Source organism: Klebsiella sp. KPN54798, assembly GCF_021184225.1.
Lineage (GTDB): Bacteria > Pseudomonadota > Gammaproteobacteria > Enterobacterales > Enterobacteriaceae > Klebsiella > Klebsiella pneumoniae.
Genome location: NZ_CP089234.1, coordinates 785,140 through 806,002, shown reverse-complemented (window position 1 = coordinate 806,002; position 20,863 = coordinate 785,140). Strand labels below are relative to the sequence as shown.

Below are 20,863 nucleotides of genomic sequence, written 5' to 3'. Positions count from 1 at the left end.
CGCAATCAGGGCGAATATCATACCAGTCCGCGGCGCAGGGCGTCATCCCTGATGGCGAAACCATTATCCCCCGTCCCTAGCGCGCGGTCTGCGGCAGGCAGAAATTCATATTTGCGCCACGCGGCGCGGCGGCCTCTCCTCGCTATTGCGCGTTGCCGTTCACAGAGCTGCCTCCAGGGCTTGTTTTGGTAATGCCTTTCTCCCATTTATGGGCTACCCTAGTGGCCTGAGTACATGACCCGGCGGGTTTGTGCCGGGTCATTTTTTATTTTCAGGAGTCGTCATGGCCGGGGAACACGTCATTTTGCTGGATGAGCAGGATCAGCCTGCCGGTATGCTGGAGAAGTATGCCGCCCATACGTTTGATACCCCTTTACATCTCGCGTTTTCCTGCTGGCTGTTTAACCAGCAGGGTCAGTTGCTGGTCACTCGCCGTTCGTTGGGCAAAAAAGCCTGGCCCGGGGTATGGACCAACTCGGTCTGCGGACACCCCCAGCAGGGCGAGACCTTCGAGCAGGCCGTCACGCGCCGCTGTCGCTTCGAACTCGGTGTGGAGATCTCTGATATCGCGCCGGTTCACCCGGCCTTCCGCTACCGGGCGGTCGCCCCAAACGGTATCGTTGAGAACGAAGTGTGCCCGGTATATGCCGCGCGCGTGGTAAGCGAAGTGCAGCCTAACGACGATGAAGTCATGGACTATCAGTGGGTTGACCTGGCAACCATGTTAAGCGCGCTGGCCGCCACGCCGTGGGCGTTCAGCCCGTGGATGGTGCTGGAAGCGGAAAATCGGGACGCCCGCCAGACGCTGACCGACTTTGTTGCGCGTCTGCGCGGGTAAGCTGACTATTCTCCAGGCCAGGCGCAGCCCTGTGCCTGTCATTAATGCCTGGCGGCGCTACGCTTGCACAGGCCTACGGTTCTGCGCCATTGCGTAGCCCGGATAAGGCGTTTACGCCGCCATCCGGGATCCCCGGCTTGCGCTGCGCTGAGCCAGGCTACGCCAGCCTTAGGACCTCACATCAGACATAAAAAAACCCGGCAAGCCGGGTTTTTTGCTTTTCGCGAAGGGCGATTATTTCTGCGGACGCATCGCCGGGAACAGAATAACGTCGCGGATGGTGTGGCTGTTGGTGAACAGCATGACCATGCGATCGATACCGATACCCAGACCAGCGGTCGGTGGCAGGCCGTGTTCCAGCGCGGTGACATAGTCTTCGTCATAGAACATTGCTTCGTCGTCGCCTGCGGCTTTCGCATCAACCTGATCCTGGAAGCGCTGCGCCTGGTCTTCGGCGTCGTTCAGCTCGCTAAAGCCGTTACCGATCTCACGGCCGCCAATGAAGAATTCAAAGCGGTCGGTGATTTCCGGGTTGACGTCGTTACGGCGCGCCAGCGGAGAAACTTCCGCCGGGTATTCGGTGATGAAGGTCGGCTGGATCAGGTGCGCTTCCGCCACTTCTTCGAAGATCTCGGTCACGATACGGCCCAGACCCCAGCTCTTCTCCACTTTGATGCCGATAGATTCAGCGATCGCTTTCGCGGAATCAAAGTTATCCAGATCCGCCATCTCGGTTTCCGGACGGTATTTCTTGATCGCTTCGCGCATGGTCAGTTTTTCAAACGGCTTGCCGAAGTCGAACACCTGATCGCCGTAAGGCACTTCGGTGTTGCCGAGGATGTCCTGCGCCAGGGTGCGGAACAGGGATTCGGTCAGCTCGATCAGATCTTTGTAATCCGCATAGGCCATGTAGAGTTCCATCATGGTGAACTCTGGGTTATGACGAACGGAGATCCCTTCGTTACGGAAGTTACGGTTGATCTCGAAGACGCGTTCGAAGCCGCCAACCACCAGACGCTTGAGGTACAGTTCCGGCGCGATACGCAGGTACATGTCCAGATCCAGCGCGTTATGATGGGTGATGAACGGACGCGCGGAAGCGCCGCCCGGGATCACCTGCATCATCGGGGTTTCTACTTCCATAAAGCCGCGGCCAACCATGAACTGACGGATGCCTGCCAGGATCTGCGAACGCACTTTGAAGGTCTTGCGGGATTCATCGTTGGAGATCAGGTCCAGGTAACGCTGGCGATAACGCGCTTCCTGATCCTGCAGGCCGTGGAATTTGTCCGGCAGCGGGCGCAGAGCTTTAGTCAACAGACGCAGCTCGGTGCAGTGGATAGAGAGCTCACCGGTTTTGGTCTTGAACAACTTACCGCGGGCGGCGATGATGTCGCCGAGGTCCCACTTTTTGAACTGGTCGTTATAAACGCCTTCCGCCAGGTCGTCACGCGCAACGTACAGCTGAATACGGCCGCCAACGTCCTGCAGGGTAACGAAAGACGCTTTACCCATAATACGACGGGTCATCATGCGGCCAGCAACGGCCACTTCAACGTTCAGCGCTTCCAGCTCTTCATTTTCTTTGCCATCGAAGTCAGCGTGCAGTTGGTCAGAGGTATGGTCACGACGGAAATCGTTCGGGAAAGCGACGCCCTGCTCACGCAGCGCAGCCAGCTTCTCGCGACGGGTTTTCAGTTCATTATTAAGGTCAATTGCCGCGTCAGCGCCCTGTGCTTGTTGTTCAGACATGTTGGTTCCTCATAACCCTGCTTTCAAACTTGCTTCGATAAATTGGTCCAGGCTGCCGTCGAGCACCGCCTGAGTGTTGCGGGTTTCCACCCCGGTACGCAGATCTTTAATACGCGAGTCATCCAGCACGTAAGAGCGGATCTGGCTGCCCCAGCCGATATCGGACTTGTTGTCTTCCATCGCCTGCTTCTCGGCATTTTTCTTCTGCATCTCCAGTTCATAAAGCTTTGCTTTCATCTGCTTCATGGCCTGGTCTTTGTTCTTGTGCTGCGAACGGTCGTTCTGGCACTGCGTCACCAACCCGGTCGGGATATGGGTAATACGCACCGCGGATTCCGTACGGTTAACGTGCTGACCACCGGCGCCGGAGGCGCGGTATACGTCAATGCGCAAGTCGGCCGGGTTAATTTCGATATCGATATCGTCTTCCACTTCCGGGTAAACGAACGCGGAGCTGAAGGAGGTATGACGGCGGCCGCCGGAATCGAACGGGCTCTTACGCACCAGACGATGAACGCCGGTTTCCGTACGCAGCCAGCCGTAGGCGTAATCGCCAATGATCTTAATGGTCACGGATTTAATCCCCGCGACTTCACCTTCGGATTCTTCGATGATTTCGGTCTTAAAGCCGCGCGCTTCCGCCCAGCGCAGGTACATGCGCATCAGCATGCTGGCCCAGTCCTGGGCTTCGGTGCCGCCGGAACCGGCCTGAATGTCAAGGTAGCAATCGGCGCTGTCGTATTCGCCGGAGAACATGCGGCGGAACTCAAGCTGCGCCAGCTTCTCTTCCAGGGTATCCAGCTCGGCGACGGCTTCGTTAAAGGTCTCTTCGTCGTCCGCTTCCACGGCCAGATCCAGCAGGCCGGCAACGTCTTCCAGCCCCTGGGACATCTGATCCAGGGTATCTACGATGGCTTCCAGGGAAGAACGCTCTTTACCCAGCGCCTGGGCGCGTTCGGGTTCGTTCCACACGTCCGGCTGTTCCAGCTCGGCGTTTACTTCTTCGAGACGCTCTTTCTTGGCATCGTAGTCAAAGATACCCCCTAAGAACGTCGGAGCGCTCCGTGAGGTCCTGAATGCGGTTTTTTACCGGATTTATTTCAAACATGGTCGGTTTCTTTTAATGGATTTGTCAAAATGCGGTGATAAGAGCGGAATTCTACCGGATTCGCGCCCTTATTCCTACACTGTTGTCAATTTGGCCAGAGGTGATCGATGATCAGCTGCAGGCTACGGTTGCCGCGGAACTCGTTGATGTCGAGCTTGTAGGCTAACTGGACTTCACGCACGCCGTTATCCGGCCAGATGGAAGTATCAACGTTGAAGGCGATACCGTCCAGCAGCGGCCCGCCGTCAACCGGTTCGACCATCACCTTCAGGTGACGCTCGCCCACCAGCCGCTGCTGCAGCAGGCGAAAACGACCGTCAAACAGCGGTTCCGGGAACATCTGCCCCCACGGCCCGGCGTCGCGCAGCATCTGCGCCACTTCCATACTCATCTCCGCCGCCGCCAGCGGGCCATCGGAAACCACCTCGCCCTGCAACAGCGCAGGATCCAGCCATTCGGTCACCAGCTCGCCGAAGCGCTGTTGAAACTCTTCAAAACGCGCCTCCTCCAGCGATAAGCCCGCCGCCATCGCGTGGCCGCCGAACTTCAGGATTAGCCCGGGATAAAGCGTATCAAGGCGCTCCAGCGCATCGCGCATATGCAACCCCTGAATGGAACGGCCGGAGCCTTTCAGCGTGCCGTCGCCGGTAGGCGCAAAAGCGATAACCGGGCGATGGAAGCGCTCCTTAATCCGCGAGGCGAGAATGCCGACTACCCCTTGATGCCATTGCGGATGGTACATCGCCAGCCCGCCGGGCAGGGTATCGGCGCTGCGCTCCAGCTGCTGACAGAGCGTTAGCGCTTCCGCCTGCATCCCCTGCTCAATCTCTTTGCGCGTCTGATTAAGCGCATCGAGCTCGTTGGCCAGCACCCGCGCTTCGCCGATGTTATCGCACAGCAGCAGCGCGACGCCGACCGACATGTCGTCAAGCCGTCCCGCCGCGTTCAGGCGCGGCCCGAGGGCGAAACCGAGGTCGCTGGCCGCCAGCTTTTGCGGATCGCGGTTGGCAATTTCCAGCAGCGCCTTAATACCGGGCCGACATTTGCCGGCGCGAATGCGGCTTAACCCCTGCCAGGTGAGGATACGGTTGTTAGCATCCAGCGGCACGACGTCCGCGACGGTGCCAAGCGCCACCAGATCCAGCAGCTCGGCAAGGTTCGGCGCGGGGATGCCGCGAGCGTCGAACCAGCCTTTATCGCGCAGAAAAGTGCGCAGCGCCAGCATCAGATAAAACGCCACCCCCACCCCGGCCAGTGATTTTGACGGGAAGTCGCAATCGCGCAGGTTGGGATTAACGATAGCTTCCGCCGCCGGCAGCGTCTCGCCCGGCAGATGGTGATCGGTCACCAGCACCGGGATCCCCAGCGCATGGGCATGATCGACGCCGGCATGGGACGAGATCCCGTTGTCGACGGTCATGATCATCTGCGCGCCGCGAGCATGGGCCTGATCGACCACTTCCGGGCTTAAACCGTAGCCGTCTTCAAAGCGGTTCGGCACCAGATAGGAGACGTTGCCGTAACCCAGCGCGCGCAGGGCCAACACGCTGAGCGCGGTGCTGGTGGCGCCGTCGGCGTCAAAATCACCGACCACCACGATGTGCAACCCTTTCTGGAACGCGTCATGCAGCATCTCGACCGCTTTTTCAACGCCGGTGAGCTGCGTCCAGGGGAGCATGCCTTTGACGCTGCGCTCCAGCTCCTGCGCGCTGCGCACCCCGCGGCTGGCATATAGCCGCTGCAGCAGCGGCGGCAGGTCGGCGGGGAGTTCGACGCCGTCAACCGCCTCGCGGCGGCGTAGTTGTATCTGTTGTTTCACGCGAATCAGTTACCGCTTGTCTGTTTTTTGTGCTCATCAAGGAACGCCTTCAGCTCTTTCGGCCCCTGATAGCCCGGCAGCACCATGCCGTTACTGAGGACCATCGCCGGCGTACCGTTGACGCCCATCTGCACGCCGAGGGTGTAATGTTTGGCGATATCTACGCTGCAGCTCGCCGGCTGCACGCCTTTACCATTCATGGCGTCATCCAGCGCTTTGTTGCGATCTTTCGCGCACCAGATGGCCTTCATGTCCTGCTCCGCCTGGCTTTGCAGACCCTGGCGCGGGAAAGCCAGATAGCGCACGGTGATCCCCAGCGCGTTGTAGTCGCTCATCTGCTCGTGCAGTTTATGACAGTAGCCGCAGGTAATATCGGTGAAGACGGTGATGACGTGCTGCTCCTTCGGCGCTTTGTAGACAATCATCTCATTGCTCAGCGCGTTCAGCTTACCCAGCAGCAGCTGGTTGGTGACGTTGACCGGCTGCGCGCCGCTCACGTCGTACATCGGCCCCTGGATGATATGTTTGCCGTCGTCGGTCACGTACAGCACGCCGCTGTCGGTCAGCACCGTGCTCATCCCGGAAACCGGCGATGGTTGAATATCGGTGCTCTGCACACCCAGCTTCGCCAGCGACTGTTTAATTGCCGCGCTATCGGCGTGCGCCGCTCCTGAAAGGGAGGCCGCCAGCAGGGTGAACATCAATAAACCTTTTTTCATACTCAGTCCTTTTGTTCAGCACTCACGCCCGCGGGTGGTGCTGTTGATGAAGTTGTCGCAGACGCTCGGTCGCCACGTGGGTGTATATCTGCGTGGTGGAGAGATCGCTGTGTCCTAACAGCATCTGCACCACGCGCAGATCGGCGCCATGATTGAGCAAATGCGTGGCGAACGCATGGCGTAACACGTGCGGGGAAAGCTTTTCGCTGTCGATCCCCGCCAGTACGGCATAGTGTTTAATCCGATGCCAGAAGGTCTGGCGCGTCATCTGCTGGGCGCGCTGGCTGGGAAATAAGACATCCGACGCCACGCCGTTCAGCAGCCAGGGGCGACCATACTCGAGGTAATTTTCCACCCACAGTACCGCCTCTTCCCCCAGCGGCACCAGCCGCTCTTTGTTGCCTTTTCCCACCACCCGCAGCACGCCCTGCCGCAGGCTGATGTCGCTCATCGTCAGCCCCACCAGCTCCGAGACGCGCAGGCCGGTGGCATACAGCACCTCCAGCATCGCTTTATCGCGCAATTCCAGCGGCTGCTCCACCAGCGGCGCCTGCAGCAGGCGCTCAACCTGCGCCTCACTGAGATCTTTTGGCAGCCGCTGCGGTAGCTTCGGCGAGGCCAGCAGCGCGCTGGGATCGTCCGGGCGAATTTTTTCCCGGTACAGATGCTGGAAAAAACGGCGCACGGCGCTCAGCAGGCGCGCGGTGCTGGTGGCTTTGTAGCCGCCGGACTGCCGCTCAGCCAGCAGCGCCTGCAGATCGTCGCTGCCAACGCTTGCCAGCGACAGGCCGCGATGGTGCAGCCACTCAACTAACATCGTCAAATCGCGACGGTAGGCGCTGAGCGTATTCTCCGCCAGGTTGCGCTCCAGCCAAAGGGCATCGAGAAACTGTTCGATTAGTGCCAGATCCTGTTTCACATCGGCCTCTTTGTTCGTTAAACGCTCTCATTATGCCTTAAGAGGACGCCTTTCTGGTACACTGCCCGCCATTCACGGCAAGAATCGAGATGTTTACGCGATGAATATAGGTCTGTTTTACGGCTCCAGTACCTGCTACACCGAAATGGCCGCGGAGAAAATCCGCGATATCATCGGCCCCGAACTGGTGACGCTGCACAATCTGAAAGATGACTCCCCCGCGCTGATGAGCCAGTACGACGTACTGATCCTTGGCATCCCGACCTGGGATTTCGGCGAAATTCAGGAAGACTGGGAAGCGGTCTGGGATCAGCTGGACACCCTGAACCTCGAGGGAAAGATCGTCGCGCTGTACGGCATGGGCGATCAGCTGGGCTACGGCGAATGGTTCCTTGACGCGCTCGGCATGCTGCATGACAAGCTGGCGACCAGGGGCGTGAAGTTTGTCGGCTACTGGCCAACCGAAGGCTATGAGTTCACCAGCCCGAAACCGGTGATCGCCGATGGCCAACTGTTCGTTGGCCTGGCGCTGGATGAAACCAACCAGTACGACCTGAGTGACGAGCGCATCCAGAGCTGGTGCGAGCAGATCCTCGGCGAAATGGCCGAACACTTTTCCTGACGCGGCTTACTCCTGCGCCGGTTTTTGCAGCACCAGCCGGCGCAGATCGCGCCACTCTCCGGCGTCCATGCTGTCCGCCGCCAGCCAAAGATGCTGTCCGCGCCGGGTATCGACATGGCGCAAACGCAGCAGCATACCGCTATTGATAACCCACGGCGTCCCGAGGATTTCCCATTCGGCGTTTTGCCAGCGAAGACGGGAATCGGTGAGCAGTTTTATCTCCCCGCGACGGGCATGGATCCGCCGCTGGCTGCGCACGCAGTCGAAGACCACCAGCGACAGCAGCAGCAGCCAGATCGGGGTATAGCTCAGCGGCCAGGGAACCAACAGCACCAGGGCCGCCACCACGCCGTGAAGCAGCAGGGAAAACCACTGCGCGCGCCAGGAGATACGGAGATCAGATTGCCACAGGACCACGTTCCCGATTCCGTGTCTGAATTAAGGTTACCATCCGCTGCAGCTCCGCATCGGCCGGTTTGCCGTGGTTCATCAGCCAGTTGAACAGATCCGGATCGTCATTTTCCAGCAGGCGAATGAACAGCTGTTTGTCAGCGTCGCTGAGGGTATCGTACTCATACTCAAAGAACGGCATGATGGAGATGTCGAGTTCGCGCATCCCGCGGCGGCATGCCCAGTGGATACGTGCTTTATTGTTAATGTCCATGTTGACCTTCCAGCAGCAAAATATAGGTTAGTTTAACCCGTTTTCTGCCGTAACTTTACAGGAATATCGCTGAATGCGAGCATCCTTCCATAAAAACCTTAAAATAATGATGGGTTTATTGATTCCCTGCGTCAGGCGGCTGTCTCACGCCAGCGCACAAATGGCCTGTTGAAAGCACTTGCAATGCACTATAGCTCTTTTACCATTGGTCACACACACTGCGTTAAGCGATTCAGGATATGACTATGGCTTTTACACCTTTTCCTCCGCGTCAGCCTTCCTCTTCCGCTCGTCTGCCGTTAACGCTGATGACCCTGGATGACTGGGCGCTGGCGACAATTAGCGGGCCGGACAGCGAAAAATATCTGCAGGGGCAGATTACCGCCGATGTGAGTCATCTCACCGATGCCCAGCATCTGCTTGCCGCCCACTGTGATGCCAAAGGCAAGATGTGGAGCAACCTGCGCGTATTCCGTCGCGAGGGCGGCTTCGCGTGGATTGAGCGCCGCAGCCTGCGCGACGCGCAGCTGACCGAGCTGAAAAAATATGCCGTCTTCTCCAAAGTCACCATCGCCGCCAACGACGATCTGGTTCTGCTGGGAGTAGCCGGCTTCCAGGCGCGCGCCGCGCTGGCGCCGCTGTTCGCCGCCTTGCCCGACGCTGCCACCCCGGTGGTCAGCGAAGGCGCCACCAGCCTGCTGTGGTTTGAACACCCGGGCGAGCGCTTCCTGCTGGTGACCGATGTCGACACCGCCAACCGCGTCACCGACGCGTTGCGCGGCGAAGCGCAGTTTAACAACAGCCAACAGTGGCTGGCGCTGAATATTGAAGCCGGTCTGCCGGTTATCGACAGCGCCAACAGCGGGCAGTTCATTCCGCAGGCCACCAACCTGCAGGCGCTGGGCGGCATCAGCTTCAAAAAAGGCTGCTACACCGGCCAGGAAATGGTCGCGAGGGCGAAATTCCGCGGCGCCAATAAGCGCGCGCTGTGGACGCTGTCAGGGACCGCCAGCCGGGTGCCGGAATCCGGGGAAGACCTGGAGCTGAAGATGGGCGACAACTGGCGCCGCACCGGTACGGTGCTGGCAGCCGTACAGCTGGATGACGGAAGCCTGATGGTCCAGGTAGTGATGAATAACGACATGGAACCGGATAGCGTGTTCCGTGTACGCGACGATGCCGGCAGCCTGAGCATCAAACCATTGCCGTATTCGCTGGAAGAAAATTAAGGAAAAGTTCCCGGCTTGCGGCGCTTGCGCTTTAGCCGGGCTACACGACCGCAGTATTTTGTAGCCACGGTAAGCGCAGCGCCACCGTGGGATGTTTATCAGGACTGGCCGATGTAAAGATAAATCGCCAGGAAGTGACACACGCTGCCGCCGAGCACGAAGCCGTGCCAGATAGCGTGGTTATAAGGAATACGTTTGCAGACGTAGAAGATAACCCCCAGCGAGTACACCACCCCGCCAACCGCCAGCAGCGTTACCCCACCCACCGCCAGCTTCACTGCCAGCTGATAGACCACGATAAGCGACAGCCAGCCCATGGTCAGATAGGTCACCAGCGACAAAATTTTAAAGCGGTGCGCGATGGTCAGCTTAAACAGGATCCCCAGCAGCGCCAGGCTCCAGATGACGATCATCAGCCCCTTCGCCAGCGGTGAATTCAACCCCACCAGCAAAAACGGCGTGTAGGTCCCGGCAATCAGCAAATAGATGGCGCAGTGGTCGAATTTCTTCAGCCACTGTTTCGCCCGCTGATGCGGGATCGCGTGATAGAGCGTGGAAGCGAGGAACAGCATAATCATGCTGCCGCCGTACAGGCTGTAGCTGGCGATCGCCGTCGCGCTGGCGTTTGTATCCGCCGCCTGCACCAGCAGCAACACAAGGCCGACGATACCGAACACCAGCCCGATCCCGTGGCTGATGCTGTTGGCAACTTCCTCTGCCAGAGAATATCCCTGAGTGATTAATGGTTTGCGAACCATACTGGACTCCGTGAAAACAAGAACGCTTTCATTGCCCACTTAGGGTAACTGAGAATGATTCCAGTGAACACCTGTTAGCTAAAATAAAACGATGTATATTTGTAAATACTTTAAAATCATAAAGTTACATTTTTATTTCAACTCACAGCTGTTCCTGATTATCTTAAAGCGTTTTGAATTCAATGACATAAAACTGGCTCTCGCCAGGATAGATGTCGCTGATGACCTGCCGCAGCTGCCCGAGAGTCATATTCTCCTGTTGCGCATGCTGTTCGGTCAGCGTATCGAGCGTCACCGTCGAGGTCGCGGTCACGGCAATGGTGCAAAAATAGCCGTCATCTTCATAGCGCCCAACGCGCAGCACATCGCCGGGCTTAAAGTGCGACTCCGCTGCATCGCGAATGGTGATGGTTTTGCGCCCGGCGAGGATGTCGTCCTGAAAACGCTGAAAAAAGGTAATGTCATTGGCCTGCATGATATAATTCCGTCCTGGTCATTATGAATTGTGAGTTCGCCCTGTGAGTATGTTCTCCCACGCCGCTGTCGCCAGTCTCAATAATCTTGAGATGATGGTCTACCACTACGTCATTAAAAATCGTGACAAAGTGATGTACATGACCATCCGCGAACTGGCCGAGGCCGCCGGGGTCTCCACGACCACCGTGTTACGCTTCTGCCGCAAACTGCAGTGCGAGGGCTACTCTGAATTTCGCGTGCGCTTTAAATTATATCTCGAGCAGAATGAGCCTCAACAGGCAAATATCGGCGCCAGCGAAATAATGAGCTTTTTTAAAAGCGTCAATAATGACGAGTTCGATGAATTACTCGAGCAGGCCGTCGATATTATTCTCGCCTCCGAACGTATTATTTTTGTCGGCGCCGGCACCTCCGGCGCGCTGGCGAAATATGGCGCACGCTTCTTCTCCAACGTCGGTAAATTCAGCAACCATATTGACGACCCCTATTTTCCGGTAACCAACGATATGGCCCGCAACGCGCTGGCGATCGTGCTTTCCGTCTCTGGCGAGACGGGAGAGATCCTGCGCTTTGCCAGCCAGTTCAGCCTGCATCATTGCAAGGTGATGTCGATTACCAGCCATGAGCATTCGCGGCTGGCCAAACTGGCTGATTTCAATCTCTCCTGGCACGTGCCGCAGACGCGCATCGGCGGCGTCTACGATATTACAACGCAAATTCCAGTGATCTATATTCTCGAATCCCTCGGACGTAAATTAGCGCGCAAAATCAGCTAAAAATAACAGCCTGTTTTTTTGATGTAACATATTACCTTTGGCGGAATTTGTTATATCGTGACATTCACTTTCACTTTGCTAGACTCGAGAACAATAGTTATTAGAGAGATTAGCCAGGATGAAAAAATTAACCCTTCCGAAAGATTTTTTATGGGGCGGCGCGGTCGCCGCGCATCAGGTTGAAGGCGGCTGGGATCAGGGCGGCAAAGGCCCCAGCATCTGCGATGTGTTGACCGGCGGGGCGCACGGCGTGCCGCGCGAAATCACCCACCAGGTCGAAGCGGGAAAATACTACCCGAACCACGAAGCCGTCGACTTCTACGGTCGCTACAAAGAAGACATCAAACTGTTCGCCGAGATGGGCTTCAAATGCTTCCGCACCTCTATCGCCTGGACCCGCATCTTCCCGCAGGGTGACGAAACCCAGCCGAATGAAGAGGGGCTGAAGTTCTACGACGACATGTTCGACGAGCTGCTGAAATACAACATCGAACCGGTGATCACCCTCTCCCACTTCGAGATGCCCCTGCACCTGGTGCAGCAGTACGGCGGCTGGACCAACCGCAAAGTGGTCGATTTCTTTGTACGCTTCGCCGAAGTGGTCTTCGAGCGCTATAAGCACAAAGTGAAATACTGGATGACCTTTAACGAGATCAACAACCAGCGCAACTGGCGCGCGCCGCTGTTCGGCTACTGCTGCTCCGGGGTGGTCTATACCGAGCATGACAATCCGGAAGAGACCATGTACCAGGTGCTGCACCACCAGTTCGTGGCCAGCGCGCTGGCGGTGAAAGCGGCGCGGCGCATCAACCCGGACATGCAGGTCGGCTGCATGCTGGCGATGGTCGCCCTCTACCCTTACTCCTGCAAACCGGAAGATGTCATGTTCGCCCAGGAGTCGATGCGCGAGCGCTACGTCTTTACCGACGTCCAGCTGCGCGGTTACTACCCGAGCTATGTGTTGAATGAATGGGAACGCCGCGGCTTCAACATCAGGATGGAAGACGGCGACGCGCAGATCCTGCGCGAAGGTACCTGCGCCTATCTCGGCTTCAGCTACTACATGACCAACGCGGTGAAAGCTGAGGGCGGCACTGGCGACGCCATTTCCGGTTTCGAAGGCAGCGTGCCGAACCCGCACGTCAAAGCTTCCGACTGGGGCTGGCAGATTGACCCGGTCGGCCTGCGCTATTCTCTGTGTGAACTGTATGAGCGTTATCAGAAGCCGCTGTTCATCGTGGAAAACGGCTTTGGCGCCTACGACAAAGTAGAAGCTGACGGCAGCATCAACGATGACTACCGCATCGACTACCTGCGCGCCCACATCGAAGAGATGATCAAAGCGGTCACTTATGACGGCGTCGATCTGCTGGGCTATACCCCATGGGGCTGCATCGACTGCGTCTCCTTCACCACCGGGCAGTACAGCAAACGCTACGGCTTCATCTACGTCAACAAACACGACGATGGCACCGGCGACATGTCCCGCTCGCGCAAGAAGAGCTTTAACTGGTACAAAGAGGTCATCGCCAGCAACGGTGAGAACCTGTAACTAACCGCCCTCTCCCGGCCGGGGGAGGGCTAATTGCTTATCCGCCAGACACTTCTTTACAGCTTTACCATTGCCAAAACCCGTTCGCCCGTTAAGATAAGCCTCGTGAATATTTGAGGCAATCATGATTAAGCGACAACGCAAAGCCATTCTTTTTGTCCTCCTGGCCTGTCTGGTGGTGCTAACCTGCACCGCTCAACGGATGGCCGGGATGCACGCGCTGGTCATGAACCTCACCGCCGACAGCCCGTCGCTACAGCAAAACCAGGATCAGGTCGAGGCGCCGGTCACGCCGTGCGAGCTCAGCGCCAAGTCGCTGATGGCCGTTCCGCCGATGCTGTTTGAAGGGGCGCTGTTGGCTATCACCCTGCTGCTGGCGGTGCTGGCGGCGATCCCGCCGCGTATCGAACGCCAGTGGCCTCCCCGCGTTATCTCCCCACCCCGATTGCGGGTGCATCTGCGATTATGCATCTTCCGTGAGTGATTGATTCTCCTGACAGTTCAGGTTAATTCATCACTTACGGAGCAAACTTATGTATATGGTATTCAGGCGACTACTGGTCTGCCTGCTTTGGCTATGGCTGCCCGTCAGCCAGGCCGCCGATAGCGGCTGGCTGCGCGCCGCCGACAATCAACACGCCAGCGTCCGCCTGCGGGCGCAAACCGAGAGCAATGGCGACACTCGCCTGCTTTTAGACGTAGCGCTGGAAAAGGGCTGGAAAACCTACTGGCGTTCGCCAGGGGAAGGCGGCATCGCGCCGGCTATCGCCTGGCATACGCCGCTGGAGGTGAACTGGCGCTGGCCGACGCCGCAGCGCTTCGACGTCGCGGGCATTTCCACTCAGGGCTATCACGGCGACGTCAGCTTTCCGATGACGCTGCGCGGGAAGATACCGCCGACGCTTAGCGGCGTCCTGACGCTCTCTACCTGCAGCAATGTCTGCATTCTCACTGACTATCCCTTTTCGCTGGATATGACGACTCCGGCGGGGGAGCGATTTAATTATGATTTTACCCGCGCGATGGGCACACTGCCGCTGCGCGATGGCCTGACTTCGCAGCTGACCGCCAGCTACATCAGCGGCAAACTGACGGTGACCGCCCGCCGCGATGCCGGCTGGCAGCAGCCAGCGCTGTTTATCGACAGCATGGAGGATGTCGATTTCGGTAAGCCGAGCTTTACCAGCCGCGGCGATACGCTGACCGCCACCATACCGGTCACCGATAGCTGGGGCGAAGCGGCGCCGGATCTGCGCGGTAAAACCTTGTCGCTGGTGCTGGCGGATAGCGGCCAGGCGCAGGAAAGCCAAATCGCCGTCGCCGCCGGCAGCGCCGCGCCGGGGCTGGCGTTAGGCTGGGTGCTGCTGATGGCGCTGGTCGGCGGGCTTATTCTCAACGTCATGCCCTGCGTGCTGCCGGTGCTGGCGATGAAGCTCGGCTCGCTGGTGCAAACCGAAGGTCGCGAACGCGGCGCGGTGCGGCGGCAGTTCCTCGCCTCGGTATTTGGGATCGTCGTCTCGTTCCTGGCGCTGGCGCTGATGATGACCGCGCTACGCCTGGGGAATCAGGCGCTCGGCTGGGGCATCCAGTTCCAGAACCCGTGGTTTATCGGCGCGATGGCGCTGGTGATGGTGCTGTTCAGCGCCAGTTTATTGGGGCTGTTCGAAATCCGCCTCTCCTCCAGCGCCAGCACCTTCCTCGCCACCCGCGGCGGCAACGGCTTAATGGGCCATTTCTGGCAGGGCGCCTTCGCCACCCTGCTGGCGACGCCCTGCACCGCGCCGTTCCTCGGCACCGCCGTGTCGGTGGCGCTGGTGGCGCCCCTGCCGCTGCTGTGGGGCATTTTCTTCGCCATGGGGATCGGCATGAGCCTGCCGTGGCTGCTGATCGTTGCCTGGCCGGGTCTGGCGCAACGACTGCCACGCCCGGGCCGCTGGATGAATCATCTGCGGGTGGTGCTGGGGCTAATGATGCTTGGTTCAGCGCTATGGCTGGTCAGCCTGCTGACGATCCACATCGGCCGTACGCCGGTGCTTACCCTGCTGGTGATTCTGGCCATCGCCCTGCTAGTGGCCACCGCCTGGCGCTACCGCTGGCGGACGGCGCTGCGCGCGGGCGCCTTGGCCATCGTGGTGGCGGGCGCCGTCGCCTTTGTCGCCCAACAGGACGGCCAGGGCCCGCGCCGGGACCGGGTTAACTGGCAGCCGCTCAGCGAGCAGGCTATCGCCAGCGCCCTGGCGGAGCATAAGCGGGTATTTATTGATGTCACCGCCGACTGGTGCGTGACCTGTAAAGCCAACAAATACAACGTGCTGCTGCGCGACGACGTCCAGCAGGCGCTGTTAGCGCCAGACGTAGTCGCCCTGCGCGGCGACTGGAGCCGCCCCTCCGCTGACATTAGCCAGTTTTTAACCGCACGCGGCAGCGCCGCGGTGCCGTTTAACCAGATTTACGGACCGGAATTGCCACAGGGACAGATTCTGCCTGTGCTGTTAGACCGCGAACACCTTCTCGCCACCCTGTCCGCCGCTAAAGGAAAATAACATGAGAGCTATCACCGCCTTATTACTGCTGTGCGTATCGGCCTTCAGCTTCGCCGCCCCGGCGGAAGAACCACAATCGAACGGTAATGACCAGTTAGCCCAGCTGCTGTTTAACGATCCGAATAGCCCGCGCACCGGCGCGAAAGAGCCAAAACTCACAATCGTCTCGTTTACCGATTACAACTGTCCTTACTGCAAACAGTTTGATCCGCTGCTGGAAAAAATCGTCCACGATAACCCGGACATCCAGCTCATCGTTAAGCTGCTGCCGTTTAAAGGGCAGAGTTCGGTGAATGCCGCTAAAGCCGCGCTCTCCACCTGGCGTCAGCAGCCCGATAAATTCTGGGCGCTGCATCAGCGGCTGATGGCGAAAAAAGGCTATCACGATGACGCCAGTATCGCCGCCGCGCAGAAGAAAACCGCTACCGATAGCGTAAATATCGATGACAAGACCATGGATTCGCTGAAGATGAACCTGATTTTGTCGCAGGTGCTGAATATTCAGGGCACCCCGGCAACGATCATCGGCGATCAGATGGTGGCCGGCGCGATCCCTGCTGATGAGCTGGAGGGGCTGGTGAAAGAGCAGCTGGCGAAAGCCCGTGGCCAGTAAAATCAGGCGCTGGCTGCGCGAGCTGGCGGTGTGGCTGCTGATTGGCGCGGCGGTGAGCCTGGCGGTGGATTATTTTCGCCAGCCCGCGCTGCCGCAAAACGTCAGCGCCACATCGCTGCAGACACTCGACGGCAGGACGCTGGATCTGAACGCCATGAGCCAGCAAAAGCCGCTGCTGCTGTACGTCTGGGCGACCTGGTGCGGAGTTTGTCGCTATACCACGCCGTCGGTGGCATCGCTTGCCGCGGACAGCGGCAATGTGCTGACGATAGCCCTGCGTTCCGGCGATAACGCCGCGCTGGAGAAGTGGCTGACCAGGAAGAAAATGACGCTGCCGACGGTGAATGATCCAAGCGGCCAGCTGGCGCGGCAGTGGGATATCCAGGTAACGCCAACGCTGGTGGTCATTTCTCAAGGCGAGGTGAAGTCGGTCACCACCGGCTGGACCAGCAGTTGGGGAATGCGCCTGAGGCTGTGGCTGGCCTCCTGGTAGGCCGCCGGGCTTTAGCGGTTTTTATGCCGGGTGGCGGCTACGCCTTACCCGGCCTACCATTCGGCTTTGACCCCGTAGGCCCGGCAAGCGCAGCGCCGCCGGGCAATAGACATCTACGGGTTATTTCCCGCCCGCCAGTTCAAGGAAGCTACCCGTCACATACGACGCTTTGTCGCTCAGCAGCCAGGCAATGGCCTGAGCGACCTCTTCCGGCTGGCCGCCGCGCTGCATCGGTAGCGAACCTTTCACTCGATCCACGCGTCCCGGTTCACCGCCGGAGGCGTGCATCTCGGTATAAATCAGCCCCGGACGCACTCCGTTGACCCGGATCCCTTGCGCCGCCACCTCCAGCGCCAGCCCGGTGGTCAGGGTATCTACCGCCCCTTTCGACGCGGCATAGTCAACGTACTCCCCCGGCGCGCCAAGGCGCGAGGCCGCCGACGACACGTTAACTATCGCCCCACCCTTGCCGCCATGCCGATGCGACATCCGTTTTACCGCCTCACGACAGCAGAGGAAATAACCGGTGACGTTGGTGGCCAGCACGCGGTTAATACGCTCGGCGCTCAGGCTCTCCACCGTACACTGGGTAAACAGGATCCCGGCGTTGTTGACCAGCGCCGTCAGCGGCTCGCCCATGCGGTCGATCGCCTCAAACATCGCCATCACCTGCGCTTCATCGCTGATGTCCGCCCGCAGCGCCGTGGCTTTGCCGCCAGACGCCACAATGGTATTCACCACCTCGGTGGCGGCGTTAATGTTGTGATGGTAATTGACCGCCACGGTATATCCTTCCTGCGCCAACAGCAGCGCCGTCGCCCGGCCTATGCCGCGGCTCGCGCCGCTAATAAGAGCTATTCCCATACCTTCCCTCCAAAAAAATAAAGGCGCCGCAGCGCCTTTAAAAGTTTAGCTAAAACGCAAACTTACTGGTATTCGCTCATCGGCACGCAGGAGCAGAACAGGTTGCGGTCGCCGTAGACATCATCCAGACGTTTCACCGTCGGCCAGTACTTGTTGTGCAACCCTGCCGGGAATACCGCCAGCTCACGGCTGTACGGATGGTTCCACTCGCCCACCAACTCGCCCTGGGTGTGTGGCGCGTTCACCAAAGGGTTATCCTCCAGCGGCCATTCGCCGGCTTTGACGCGGTCGATTTCCGCGCGGATCGCCAGCATCGCGTCGATAAAGCGGTCCAGCTCGACCTTGCTTTCCGATTCCGTCGGCTCAACCATCAGCGTCCCCGCTACCGGGAAAGACATGGTCGGGGCATGGAAGCCAAAGTCGATCAGGCGCTTGGCGATATCCAGCTCGCTAATGCCGGTCTCTTCTTTCAGCGGACGAATATCGAGAATGCATTCGTGCGCTACGCGACCATCGCGACCGGTGTAGAGCACCGGGTAGGCATCTTTCAGCCGGGTAGCGATGTAGTTGGCGTTAAGGATCGCGTTCTGGCTCGCCTGCTTCAGCCCTTCCGCGCCCATCATACGGATATACATCCAGCTGATCGGTAGAATGGACGCGCTGCCGAACGGCGCGGCGGAAACCGCGCCCTGGCGGGTCAGCATCCCTTCAATCTGTACCACGCTGTGGCCCGGCACGAACGGCGCCAGGTGCGCTTTCACGCCGATTGGGCCCATGCCCGGGCCGCCGCCGCCGTGCGGAATGCAGAACGTTTTATGCAGGTTGAGGTGCGAAACGTCGGCGCCGATAAAGCCCGGAGAGGTGATCCCGACCTGGGCGTTCATGTTGGCGCCGTCGAGATAAACCTGGCCGCCAAACTGGTGCACGATCTCGCACACTTCGCGAATGGTCTCTTCATACACGCCATGGGTCGACGGATAGGTGACCATGATGCAGGAGAGATTGGCCCCCGCCTGCTCTGCTTTTTCACGCAGATCGGCGAGATCGATGTTGCCGTTTTTATCACAGGCAACGACCACTACCTGCATACCCGCCATCTGCGCGGAAGCCGGGTTGGTGCCGTGCGCGGAGCTAGGGATCAGGCAGATATCGCGATGGCCTTCGTTGCGGCTCTCGTGATAATGGCGAATCGCCAGCAGGCCAGCATATTCACCCTGCGCGCCGGAGTTCGGCTGCATGCAGACGGCGTCATAGCCGGTCAGTTTCACCAGCCAGTCGGAAAGCTGGGCGATCATCTGCTGATACCCTTCCGCCTGCTCGACCGGGCAGAACGGGTGCAGCTCGGCGAATTCCGGCCAGGTGATCGGGATCATCTCCGCCGCGGCGTTCAGTTTCATGGTGCAGGAGCCCAGCGGGATCATCGCCTGGTTCAGCGCCAGATCTTTACGCTCCAGGGCGTGCATGTAGCGCATCATCTCGGTTTCGCTATGGTAGCGGTTAAACACCGGATGGGTGAGGATCGCATCGTCGCGCAGCATCGCCGCCGGGATCGAACGGCTATCCAGCGCCACGTCTTTATCCAGGGTATCGATATCCAGACCGTGATCGTCGCCGACGATGGCGCGGAACAGGTTCAGCACATCTTCGCGGGTGGTCGCTTCATCGAGCGTAATGCCCACCGCGCCGTGAATATCGCTGCGCAGGTTAATCTGCAGGTCTTCGGCACGCGCCAGCACCGCAGCTTTATCCGCCACTTCGACGCACAGGGTGTCGAAGTAGTGGGCATGACGCAGCTTCAGCCCTTTCTTCTGCAGGCCGTCGGCCAGAATGTCGGTCAGACGATGAATGCGACCAGCGATACGTTTCAGACCCGCCGGGCCGTGGAATACCGCGTACAGGCTGGCGATGTTGGCCAGCAGCACCTGCGAGGTACAAATGTTGGAGTTCGCTTTCTCACGGCGGATGTGCTGCTCGCGAGTCTGCATCGCCATGCGCAGCGCGGTATTCCCCGCCGCATCTTTCGATACGCCGATAATCCGGCCCGGCATGGAGCGTTTGAATTCATCTTTCGCCGCGAAGAAGGCCGCGTGCGGGCCGCCGTAGCCCATCGGCACGCCGAAGCGTTGGGCGGAACCGAAAACGATATCCGCGCCCTGCTTGCCCGGCGCCGTCAGCAGCACCAGCGCCATAAAGTCGGCAGCGACGCTGACAATCACTTTGCGCGCTTTCAGCTCGGCGATCAGTTTGCTGTAATCGTGGATTTCGCCGGTGGTGCCCACCTGCTGCAGCAGCACGCCGAAGACATCCTGGTGATCGAGCACTTTGTCGGCGTCATCGACGATGACGTCGAAGCCGAAGGTTTCCGCGCGGGTGCGAACCACGTCCAGGGTTTGCGGATGGACGTCGGCGGCAACGAAGAAGCGGTTGGCGCTCTTCAGTTTACTGACGCGTTTGGCCATCGCCATCGCTTCGGCGGCGGCGGTGGCTTCATCAAGCAGCGAAGCGGAAGCGATATCCAACCCGGTCAGATCCAGAGTGACCTGCTGGAAGTTGAGCAGCGACTCCAGACGGCCCTGGGATACTTCCGGCTGGTAAGGGGTATAGGCGGTATACCAGCCCGGGTTTTCCAGCATGTTGCGCTGAATGACCGGCGGCAGCTGCACGGCGGTATAGCCCATGCCGATGTAAGACTTGAAGCGCTTGTTGCGACTGGCAATCGCCTTCAGCTCCGCCAGCGCGGCGAATTCGGTAGTCGCGTCGCCCACCTGCGGTGGGGTCGCCAGCTGGATAGCCTGCGGCACAATCTGGCCGATCAGGGCGTTAAGCGAATCCGCGCCGACGGTCTTCAGCATCTCTTGCTGCTGCTGAGCGTCCGGGCCAATGTGACGTTCAATAAAGGCGTCGCGGTTTTCAAGCTGACTTAAAGTCTGAGTCATGAGCGATGGTTCCTGAAACGTGCGGTGAATCGTGGTTGTCTGACTGGTTTGCCCGGCAAGCGCTGATGCTTACCGGGCCAGAATACGCAAAATCATTCGCGTTGCAGGAAGGCGGCGACACAGCGACTCCCCGGGAGCTTACAAAAGTAAGTGACCGGGGGGAGCCAGGAAGCCAACGCCC

At 59.1% G+C, this 20,863-nt stretch carries 20 protein-coding genes; 9 read left to right on the top strand and 11 right to left on the bottom strand.

What is annotated here, in order from left to right; translation table 11 throughout:
- Positions 1 to 283: 283 nt before the first annotated feature.
- Positions 284 to 838 carry an isopentenyl-diphosphate Delta-isomerase gene (gene idi / locus LPQ25_RS04000; protein WP_048336808.1) on the top strand — a complete coding sequence of 185 codons (555 nt, stop codon included), beginning with the start codon at positions 284 to 286 and terminating at the stop codon, positions 836 to 838.
- Between the two features lie 234 nt (positions 839 to 1,072).
- On the opposite strand, the gene lysS is transcribed toward idi, so the two are convergent.
- From lysS to xerD, 5 genes are all read right to left on the bottom strand, one after another.
- Positions 1,073 to 2,590, bottom strand: coding sequence for a lysine--tRNA ligase (lysS, locus tag LPQ25_RS03995; RefSeq protein ID WP_002916299.1), 1,518 nt, complete (start codon positions 2,588 to 2,590; stop codon positions 1,073 to 1,075).
- A 9-nt stretch (positions 2,591 to 2,599) separates the two neighbouring features.
- Positions 2,600 to 3,698, bottom strand: a protein-coding gene (gene prfB / locus LPQ25_RS03990) for a peptide chain release factor 2 (RefSeq protein ID WP_095858446.1) whose coding sequence is annotated in 2 segments (ribosomal slippage) — positions 2,600 to 3,622 and positions 3,624 to 3,698 — 1,098 coding nt in all. Because the reading frame shifts where the segments join, the coding sequence is not laid out codon by codon here.
- Positions 3,699 to 3,783: 85 nt separating this feature from the next.
- Positions 3,784 to 5,517, bottom strand: a complete 1,734-nt coding sequence (gene recJ / locus LPQ25_RS03985) for a single-stranded-DNA-specific exonuclease RecJ (RefSeq protein ID WP_004149758.1) — start codon at positions 5,515 to 5,517, stop codon at positions 3,784 to 3,786.
- Positions 5,518 to 5,522: 5 nt separating this feature from the next.
- Positions 5,523 to 6,236 carry a bifunctional protein-disulfide isomerase/oxidoreductase DsbC gene (gene dsbC / locus LPQ25_RS03980; RefSeq protein ID WP_002916301.1) on the bottom strand — a complete coding sequence of 238 codons (714 nt, stop codon included), beginning with the start codon at positions 6,234 to 6,236 and terminating at the stop codon, positions 5,523 to 5,525.
- Between the two features lie 22 nt (positions 6,237 to 6,258).
- Positions 6,259 to 7,155 carry a site-specific tyrosine recombinase XerD gene (xerD, locus tag LPQ25_RS03975; RefSeq protein WP_004144729.1) on the bottom strand — a complete coding sequence of 299 codons (897 nt, stop codon included), beginning with the start codon at positions 7,153 to 7,155 and terminating at the stop codon, positions 6,259 to 6,261.
- Between the two features lie 100 nt (positions 7,156 to 7,255).
- Between xerD and fldB the strand changes: the two genes are divergently transcribed.
- A complete protein-coding gene (gene fldB / locus LPQ25_RS03970) occupies positions 7,256 to 7,777 on the top strand; it encodes a flavodoxin FldB (protein ID WP_002916308.1) in 522 nt (173 codons plus the stop codon).
- 6 nt (positions 7,778 to 7,783) lie between these two features.
- Here fldB and LPQ25_RS03965 read toward each other — a convergent pair whose 3' ends face one another.
- Together LPQ25_RS03965 and sdhE are read right to left on the bottom strand one after the other, a co-directional pair.
- Positions 7,784 to 8,194 (bottom strand): protein YgfX, encoded by a 411-nt coding sequence (locus LPQ25_RS03965; RefSeq protein ID WP_002916310.1) that lies wholly within the window; start codon positions 8,192 to 8,194, stop codon positions 7,784 to 7,786.
- Positions 8,175 to 8,441 (bottom strand): FAD assembly factor SdhE, encoded by a 267-nt coding sequence (gene sdhE / locus LPQ25_RS03960; protein ID WP_002916312.1) that lies wholly within the window; start codon positions 8,439 to 8,441, stop codon positions 8,175 to 8,177. Before sdhE ends, LPQ25_RS03965 begins: the two co-directional genes overlap by 20 nt.
- Before the next feature lie 245 nt (positions 8,442 to 8,686).
- On the opposite strand from sdhE, the gene ygfZ reads away from it, so the two are divergent.
- The gene (gene ygfZ / locus LPQ25_RS03955; RefSeq protein ID WP_014906951.1) at positions 8,687 to 9,670 is read left to right on the top strand and encodes a tRNA-modifying protein YgfZ; all 984 of its coding nucleotides are present in this window, start codon (positions 8,687 to 8,689) and stop codon (positions 9,668 to 9,670) included.
- Positions 9,671 to 9,768: 98 nt separating this feature from the next.
- Here the strand turns inward: ygfZ and trhA are convergent, their stop codons facing one another.
- Together trhA and yqfB are read right to left on the bottom strand one after the other, a co-directional pair.
- Positions 9,769 to 10,428: a PAQR family membrane homeostasis protein TrhA gene (gene trhA, locus LPQ25_RS03950; protein WP_002916317.1), complete on the bottom strand. Its 660-nt coding sequence runs from the start codon at positions 10,426 to 10,428 to the stop codon at positions 9,769 to 9,771.
- Between the two features lie 163 nt (positions 10,429 to 10,591).
- The gene (gene yqfB, locus LPQ25_RS03945; protein ID WP_004144734.1) at positions 10,592 to 10,903 is read right to left on the bottom strand and encodes a N(4)-acetylcytidine aminohydrolase; all 312 of its coding nucleotides are present in this window, start codon (positions 10,901 to 10,903) and stop codon (positions 10,592 to 10,594) included.
- Between the two features lie 49 nt (positions 10,904 to 10,952).
- Here yqfB and LPQ25_RS03940 point away from each other — a divergent pair, with 49 nt between their 5' ends.
- The 6 genes from LPQ25_RS03940 (at position 10,953) to LPQ25_RS03915 (ending at position 16,882) form a co-directional block, all read left to right on the top strand.
- On the top strand, positions 10,953 to 11,681 hold the full coding sequence (locus LPQ25_RS03940) for a MurR/RpiR family transcriptional regulator (RefSeq protein ID WP_048336809.1): 729 nt from the start codon (positions 10,953 to 10,955) through the stop codon (positions 11,679 to 11,681).
- Between the two features lie 118 nt (positions 11,682 to 11,799).
- Complete coding sequence (bglA, locus tag LPQ25_RS03935) at positions 11,800 to 13,233, top strand: 6-phospho-beta-glucosidase BglA (RefSeq protein WP_002916322.1); 1,434 nt, start codon at positions 11,800 to 11,802, stop codon at positions 13,231 to 13,233.
- Positions 13,234 to 13,357: 124 nt separating this feature from the next.
- Positions 13,358 to 13,717, top strand: a complete 360-nt coding sequence (locus tag LPQ25_RS03930; RefSeq protein WP_002916323.1) for a copper resistance protein — start codon at positions 13,358 to 13,360, stop codon at positions 13,715 to 13,717.
- A gap of 49 nt (positions 13,718 to 13,766) precedes the next feature.
- Positions 13,767 to 15,776 (top strand): protein-disulfide reductase DsbD family protein, encoded by a 2,010-nt coding sequence (locus tag LPQ25_RS03925; RefSeq protein ID WP_014906950.1) that lies wholly within the window; start codon positions 13,767 to 13,769, stop codon positions 15,774 to 15,776.
- Between the two features lies 1 nt (position 15,777).
- Positions 15,778 to 16,389 (top strand): DsbA family protein, encoded by a 612-nt coding sequence (locus tag LPQ25_RS03920; protein WP_014906949.1) that lies wholly within the window; start codon positions 15,778 to 15,780, stop codon positions 16,387 to 16,389.
- Entirely contained in the window at positions 16,379 to 16,882 is a 504-nt protein-coding gene (locus LPQ25_RS03915; RefSeq protein WP_014906948.1) for a protein disulfide oxidoreductase, read from the top strand. Before LPQ25_RS03920 ends, LPQ25_RS03915 begins: the two co-directional genes overlap by 11 nt.
- A 120-nt stretch (positions 16,883 to 17,002) precedes the next feature.
- On the opposite strand, the gene LPQ25_RS03910 is transcribed toward LPQ25_RS03915, so the two are convergent.
- Positions 17,003 to 17,746: an SDR family oxidoreductase gene (locus tag LPQ25_RS03910; protein ID WP_004174442.1), complete on the bottom strand. Its 744-nt coding sequence runs from the start codon at positions 17,744 to 17,746 to the stop codon at positions 17,003 to 17,005.
- Positions 17,747 to 17,808: 62 nt separating this feature from the next.
- Positions 17,809 to 20,682, bottom strand: coding sequence for an aminomethyl-transferring glycine dehydrogenase (gene gcvP, locus LPQ25_RS03905; RefSeq protein WP_014906945.1), 2,874 nt, complete (start codon positions 20,680 to 20,682; stop codon positions 17,809 to 17,811).
- Between the last annotated feature and the right edge of the window lie 181 nt (positions 20,683 to 20,863).

What these genes read in the sequence shown, in the direction of transcription:
- idi (WP_048336808.1), top strand. Translation starts at nt 284, where the DNA reads ATGGCCGGGGAACACGTCATTTTGCTGGATGAGCAGGATCAGCCTGCC.
- lysS (WP_002916299.1), bottom strand. Translation starts at nt 2,590, where the DNA reads ATGTCTGAACAACAAGCACAGGGCGCTGACGCGGCAATTGACCTTAAT.
- dsbC (WP_002916301.1), bottom strand. Translation starts at nt 6,236, where the DNA reads ATGAAAAAAGGTTTATTGATGTTCACCCTGCTGGCGGCCTCCCTTTCA.
- fldB (WP_002916308.1), top strand. Translation starts at nt 7,256, where the DNA reads ATGAATATAGGTCTGTTTTACGGCTCCAGTACCTGCTACACCGAAATG.
- sdhE (WP_002916312.1), bottom strand. Translation starts at nt 8,441, where the DNA reads ATGGACATTAACAATAAAGCACGTATCCACTGGGCATGCCGCCGCGGG.
- ygfZ (WP_014906951.1), top strand. Translation starts at nt 8,687, where the DNA reads ATGGCTTTTACACCTTTTCCTCCGCGTCAGCCTTCCTCTTCCGCTCGT.
- trhA (WP_002916317.1), bottom strand. Translation starts at nt 10,428, where the DNA reads ATGGTTCGCAAACCATTAATCACTCAGGGATATTCTCTGGCAGAGGAA.
- yqfB (WP_004144734.1), bottom strand. Translation starts at nt 10,903, where the DNA reads ATGCAGGCCAATGACATTACCTTTTTTCAGCGTTTTCAGGACGACATC.
- LPQ25_RS03940 (WP_048336809.1), top strand. Translation starts at nt 10,953, where the DNA reads ATGTTCTCCCACGCCGCTGTCGCCAGTCTCAATAATCTTGAGATGATG.
- bglA (WP_002916322.1), top strand. Translation starts at nt 11,800, where the DNA reads ATGAAAAAATTAACCCTTCCGAAAGATTTTTTATGGGGCGGCGCGGTC.
- LPQ25_RS03930 (WP_002916323.1), top strand. Translation starts at nt 13,358, where the DNA reads ATGATTAAGCGACAACGCAAAGCCATTCTTTTTGTCCTCCTGGCCTGT.
- LPQ25_RS03925 (WP_014906950.1), top strand. Translation starts at nt 13,767, where the DNA reads ATGTATATGGTATTCAGGCGACTACTGGTCTGCCTGCTTTGGCTATGG.
- LPQ25_RS03920 (WP_014906949.1), top strand. Translation starts at nt 15,778, where the DNA reads ATGAGAGCTATCACCGCCTTATTACTGCTGTGCGTATCGGCCTTCAGC.
- LPQ25_RS03910 (WP_004174442.1), bottom strand. Translation starts at nt 17,746, where the DNA reads ATGGGAATAGCTCTTATTAGCGGCGCGAGCCGCGGCATAGGCCGGGCG.
- gcvP (WP_014906945.1), bottom strand. Translation starts at nt 20,682, where the DNA reads ATGACTCAGACTTTAAGTCAGCTTGAAAACCGCGACGCCTTTATTGAA.